Below are 6176 nucleotides of genomic sequence, written 5' to 3' on the forward strand. Positions count from 1 at the left end.
AGACGTAAAGTCTGGCGAACGTGGGTCGCGGCTGCCAGACGCGATCCCGGTGCCCATTAGCTGAAACAACCTACGAGAGGCACTTGAGTGCTATATCGCGACTGGCGCAGGGCGCCGGCGGCCCGACGGCGCCCACTTGTCTCTTACCATATTCTGACAGGCAGGGATCGCTTGTCGAAATACATGAAATACGGGACGTCCTCTTCGATTGCATAGAACGGCCAGAACCTCGATGACACGCGGCTGCCCCAATAGTTCTCCTGCCTGCCGACTGTTTCGGGAGGAACGACCTGGAACACGCCGGGAATCTTGTCGGCAACGAGCCACGTCCCGAGATCAGCTTCGGCATCCGGCAGGTGAAATGCCGGTTCGTGGTAGTGCGCTTCGAAAGCCAGCACCACCGGGCCGCGCACGACCGCAACGCGATCTGGATGCTGTGGATCGATCGGCTGATACCGAGGCTGCAAGGGTATTTTGATTTCGACCCGGTCCCCGGATTTCCACGTCCGCTTGAACGAGGCCCAGTTCCCAGGCTTGCACGGAACATTGGCATCGGAGCCGTTGACCTTCACCGATACATCGTGCGCCCATGCGGGGACACGGAACCTGAGGTCGAAGGCCGCTTCCCGCGCCATTTGCAGCGTGAGCGTCGACACTTCCGACTCCGGGTACTCGGTATCCTGCACCAACTTTATCTCACCCTCAGGACGAGTCCAGACAACCTCGGACGGGAAGAATAGGTTGACACAAATGCCGGCATCATCCTTGAAGTAGATCAAGTTGTGATAGTCGGCGAGCCCTTGAATCAGGGTGCCTGAACAGCACGTGAACTTGTCCCAGCGGTAGACCTTCATTCCACCGCCCAACCGGTAGTCGGAGTAGTAAAAGTTCTTGCCCCCCGCCGCCAGCGGGAGAGCCGCGCCGATGCCGTTGTACAGCAGCCTTTCAATCCAATCCCCGTATCGCGCTTCACCGGTGAATTGCATCAGGTAGCGGCTCAATTTGAACGCGGCCCAGGTGCCACAGATGGTCTCGAAGCTGTCGAACCGAAACTCGAGGGTCTTTCCAAGGCGCCCGTCCGGCACCATCAACCGTTCGTGCGGGCCGAATCCGCCGGTGGGGTAGCATTGAGTGTGCTGCAAAAAATCATAGGCGTTTTTGAGAATCTGCAGATAACGCGAATCTCCCGTCACGGCGTACGTCATGGCCGCGCTGCTGAACGTATTCACATGACTGTATGCGTGCAGCCCGAAAACACCGTCCGGTGAAGCGGTATTGGCGAACTTATCCCAGTAGGTGTGGTACAGCCAGACTTCGGCAAAGTCCTTGAACTTCGCGTTGCCCGAAATCTGGTAAGCGCGCCAGAGGTTTTCGGAGAGCGTGTACCATTCGGACGGATTCCCCATGTACGCGTTGGGCGTGGCGGGCGTGCGCGTGCGGTTGAACGTTTTGCTTGCCCAATCCGTCACGCTCTCGAGTAATGTCATGGCTTCCGGCCGTCCGCCGAACTCCTCCATGTCGACCAGCCCGCAGACGAGCTTTTCGAACGGATAGTGCTGCATGCCACAATTGCCGTCGGATTTTATCGTCTTTGCCCATTCGGTCATGAGGTACACGGCTTTGTCGTGCAGAGCCGCATCGCCGGTGGCCAGGCTCATCCGTGCCATGCCGCTCAGCCATTGACCGAAAACAGTGGCGCTGTTCGTCTGGCACCAGCTTGCGCGGCCCATCTTCGATGTCCATTCGCTTCCGAGCGGTTTGCCAGGCGCGGGAAGCCCGGCAGCCGCCCTGAATCCCTGGAGAATGTCGTCGTTGGAGATGTTGAAATAGAAATCTCTAGCGGTTTGCACTTGAGATCGCCATCGGCTCTCGCGCAGCCGGACGCCGCGGTAATTGAACGGTTCGAGCTTGATTCGAGAACCCGCTGCCGATAATGGGGCCTGTCCTCTTGCTGCTTGTGCCAGAATCCACGCCCCTGCCGGAGCGCTCTTCAAAAAATCACGCCGCGCGATCTCCATTTCTCAACTCCTCCTTCAGAAGTGATCAGCGTCGATATGCGGCTACATTATCCATGAATCAGGGCAGAATGGCAGACCTAGTTGTTCTCACCTGGCAAGCACGGCGTCCGGATGTGGACCATGCAGAACTCAGGAGTTATGCTTCAGCAGATTATCGCTCTCAAGCTTGCCGCAACGGCACGCTTGTCCTGATTCCGGAGCAGGTTCGGCTCTTCCTGATCCGGTGAGATTTAAAAGGTTTACGCTAAGTCATGGGTGACCGGATTGACACTCACGACAGATCTCATTCTTCGCGTCCACGCGATCGTAGCTTCGTTCAGGATTACAAACAGCGGCGACTGGACGATACGGCGGATACGGAGAGCGATTCGCTTGAGTCCGTGTCGAAGCGCGAGCGACGCGGCAAGCGGCGTAAGTACCTGCGGGATATGTTCGCAGCAGTGGCTTCCTCTACTCGGAGGGAGTCGTCCGAGAATTCGGAGGGGGCGCGTTTCGGGCGCCGCGAAAGTCGAAATTGCTGCTCGAATCTCCAGTTTCGAATTCACGTGGTGGTGAAAAGAACGGGATGATGATATTCTCCGGCCTGTCCGGTACAGCACTCTTTTGAGGAGGAATTCATAATGAAAAGAAGAGGCCTGTTTTTTGTTACTGTCGTGGGCCTTGCCATGGCCACCGTCCTGGCGCAGCAGAAGCCCGCACCGCTTTTCAACGAGGGCCTGCTCAACGGTCTTACATACCGCAACATGGGACCTTACCGCGCCGGCGCCTGGTGCGTCGGCGTCGCGGTCCCGGAAACACCCGCGAAGGCGCACCGCAGCACGATCTATGCCGCGATGCGGACGGGTGGGGTATGGAAATCGTCCAATGGCGGCGTGACGTTCGAGCCTGTGATGGACTCGCAGCAGATTTACTCGATGGGCGCGATCGCCGTCGCGCCCTCCGACGAGAACGTAGTCTGGGCGGGAACCGGGGACAATTCGGCCACCCGCAGCGCCTACTGGGGCGACGGCGTATACAAGTCCACCAACGCAGGCAGGACCTGGCAGAACATGGGCTTGAAGGACACCCAGCACATCGCGCGCATCGTGATCCACCCGGCCAAGCCGGACACCGTATACGTCGCCGCGCTTGGGCACCTCGCGACCGAGAACGACGAGCGTGGCGTATTCAAGACCACCGACGGCGGCAAAACCTGGAAGAATGTCCTCTTTGTCAACAACCGTACCGGCGCCGTTGAACTCGTGTGCGATCGTCAAAATCCGGAGGTCCTGTATGCCGCTACCTACGAACACATACGGTACGCCTGGGAAATCATCGACGGCGGCCCTGGCACAGGCATCTATAAGACCACAGATGGCGGCGCCCATTGGACCGAGCTGAAAAACGGACTGCCGAAGGGCCCGATGGGGCGCATCGGCATGGATATCTGCCGCACGAAGCCGGACACGCTCTATGCCGTGTACGACAACCACAACCTGCGCCGCAACCCGCGGAACAACACCGATACCATTAACGGACAGGTATATCGGACCGACGACGCCGGCGCGTCCTGGCGGCAGGTCACTCCTGAAGGAGTGGACCCCAGCGGCAAGGCTGCGTACTCGTTCAACCAGCTGGTCGTGGATCCAAACAATCCCGACCGCATCTGGATCACCGGGTCGAGCTTCAATTACTCGACGGATGGCGGCAAGACCTGGCCTAACTTGCAGCGCGAGGTTCCCGGACCCCGCGTTTTCGGGCGGGCATTCGGCGACTTCCGTTCGCTGTGGGTCGATCCGGAAGATTCCGACCGTATGATCGCGACCTCGGACGGCGGCGTGTTCCAGTCGTTCGACGGCGGCCGCACCTGCGAGCACTACCAGACGATCCGGGGCGGCGAGGTCTATGCGCTCGGCGTCGACATGGATACGCCGTACAATATTTATGCCGGCCTGCAGGATCACGAGAGTTGGAAAGGCCCGAGCAACGGCTGGGCCGGCAGCATCGGAATCGATGACTGGACCACAGTCGGTACCGGGGACGGCATGTACAACCGGGTCGACCCGACCGACAGCCGCTGGGTATACAACACGCAGGAATTCGGCGGGCTTGGCCGCTTCGACCAGAAGACGCACGAGCGCATCCGCATCCAGCCGACCCGCACCGGCACGCCCAACATCGTCAACCTTTCCCCTGAGAACTCAATTGTGCCGCTGCGCGTCAACTGGATCGCGCCTTTCATGCTGTCTCCGTACGACCCGAAGACCATCTACTCCGGCGCGCAGGTGGTCTTTAAGTCGACCGACCGCGGCGATCATTGGCAGGAGATCAGCCCGGACCTGACCAACAACGATCCCGCCAAGATCGACAAAGGGAAATCCGGAAGCAATATCGTCTATTGCGACATCAGCACGATGGACGAGTCCCCGGCAGCCAAAGGCCTCCTGTGGATCGGCACCGATGACGGCAAGGTGTGGATAACCAGGGATGACGGCGCCCACTGGACCGACGTCACCAAAAACGTCGCGGCCGCGGGGGGACCGGAGGATGTCTGGGTGAGCCGCGTCTATGCCTCGCGCTTCGCTGCCGGCACGGCTTATGTGGCGAAAACCGGGCGGCGCCAGGATATCTTCAAACCATATCTGTTCAAGACGATGGATTTCGGCGCGACATGGAAGAACATTTCCTCGAATCTGCCGCAGTGGCCGGTGAATTCGATTGTTGAAGACCTGGCAATGCCATCCGTGCTCTTTGCCGGCACGGATATAGGCGTTTACGTGTCCATCGATGGCGGCATACGCTGGGTGGCGTTCAAGAGCAACATGCCGCCGGCGCCGGTCACCGACATGGTCATCCACCCCCGCGAACAGGATCTCGTGGTCGGGACCTATGGGCGCGGGATCTGGGTCAGCGACATCGCGCCCATCGCCGAAATGGCGGAAAAGAACCTGGCCAAGGGAGTGCACCTCTTCTCGGTCAAGCCGAAGCCGATCCGCCGTGACGGTGCGGTGGGAAATTACAGGATGCTCGGAGATGCTTTCCCGAGCACACCCAATGATCCCAACGGCCTCCTCATCTATTACTATCTGGCACAGGATGCCTCACAGCCGGTTGCAATCACGATCACCGATCAGACCGGGAAGGTCGTTCGCACGGTAACCGGGTCCCAGAGGGCGGGCATCAACCGTGTGTCTTCCGAGGGAGGCTTCGGCGGCGGCCGCGGCGCCCCGGGTGCTGCGGCATTGGCTGCCGCCGGCGCTGCCGGTCGTGGCGGCCAGGGTGCTGCTGCTGCCGCAGGCCGTGGCGCCCAGGGCGCTGCTGCTGCCGGTCGTGGCGCTCAGGGTGCTGCAGCGGCACCTCCCGCCGGCGGCCGAGGCGGCCAGGCCGCGATGCCTCCGGGTGATTATGTCGTCACTCTTCAAGTGGGGGAAACAACGCTGACCCAGAAGGCCCGCGTGCTGCCGACGCCCAATTTCCGGTAGCAATTCGAAATTGAAGATTCGGTATCGGGGCGGACCGACGGAAGTTCAGTTGAGCCTTAGAGTAGCGGCCAAATGACGGAGCCCGGCGGCGCTTAGGCTTGATTTTCGGGGTGCTTTTCTTGGTTTAAGGAATTTGCGTTTGGATGGCGTCGCCGATCCACATATATTTCAGGATGGAGGACCCGATAGCCCTTAGACGCCAAAAACGAGAGGCTATGTTTGTGTCGATTGCGGTCTGACTGAGTTTTATGTAAGCAATCCCGTCGACCTGCGGATTCCAGCCTGGCTGACGATCAGGAGTGCGATGCATTTGGTACCTGCCCCGATAAAGCCACTCATCGATATTAAGGTGCTCGAACAAATTGACGTGCGCGTCGGCACTATTGAATCCGTATCCGATGTACCAGGTGCGGACAAGCTCGTAAAGCTGCGCGTCAACTTTGGCGATCACACCCGCACGATTCTCGCCGGGATGAAGGAAGAACGTGCGAATCTGCAACAAGAGGTAGGTGAGCCAGAAAACTGGATCCGCGAACACAGGTTGGCTATAAAATGCTGCTTAGGGCCCGCGCAAAAATAAGTTCACATTTTGGCTATGAGTAGATTGCTGTTGCTCGGGGATTTGGCGCAATTGTGTAGTTCCATTTTGGCAGAGTATCGTGTGGATGCAGACGAAGTTGACGGCGCTCTTCGTCAG

General features: G+C 59.3%; 3 protein-coding genes. 2 read left to right on the top strand and 1 reads right to left on the bottom strand.

The features are described 5' to 3' along the window. Positions 1 to 143: 143 nt before the first annotated feature. Positions 144 to 2018 (bottom strand): glycoside hydrolase family 127 protein, encoded by a 1875-nt coding sequence (locus tag LAP85_22490; protein ID MBZ5499176.1) that lies wholly within the window; start codon positions 2016 to 2018, stop codon positions 144 to 146. A gap of 620 nt (positions 2019 to 2638) precedes the next feature. On the opposite strand from LAP85_22490, the gene LAP85_22495 reads away from it, so the two are divergent. Together LAP85_22495 and LAP85_22500 are read left to right on the top strand one after the other, a co-directional pair. Beyond that, positions 2639 to 5479 (top strand): hypothetical protein, encoded by a 2841-nt coding sequence (locus LAP85_22495; GenBank protein MBZ5499177.1) that lies wholly within the window; start codon positions 2639 to 2641, stop codon positions 5477 to 5479. 304 nt (positions 5480 to 5783) lie between these two features. Next, positions 5784 to 6059 (top strand): hypothetical protein, encoded by a 276-nt coding sequence (locus tag LAP85_22500; protein ID MBZ5499178.1) that lies wholly within the window; start codon positions 5784 to 5786, stop codon positions 6057 to 6059. Positions 6060 to 6176 lie beyond the last annotated feature (117 nt).

It is taken from the genome of Terriglobia bacterium (assembly GCA_020072565.1).
Taxonomy (GTDB): domain Bacteria; phylum Acidobacteriota; class UBA6911; order UBA6911; family UBA6911; genus JAFNAG01.

Coding starts and splice junctions, on each gene's coding strand:
- LAP85_22500 (MBZ5499178.1), top strand. CDS start 5,784: ATGCATTTGGTACCTGCCCCGATAAAGCCACTCATCGATATTAAGGTG.
- LAP85_22490 (MBZ5499176.1), bottom strand. CDS start 2,018: ATGGAGATCGCGCGGCGTGATTTTTTGAAGAGCGCTCCGGCAGGGGCG.
- LAP85_22495 (MBZ5499177.1), top strand. CDS start 2,639: ATGAAAAGAAGAGGCCTGTTTTTTGTTACTGTCGTGGGCCTTGCCATG.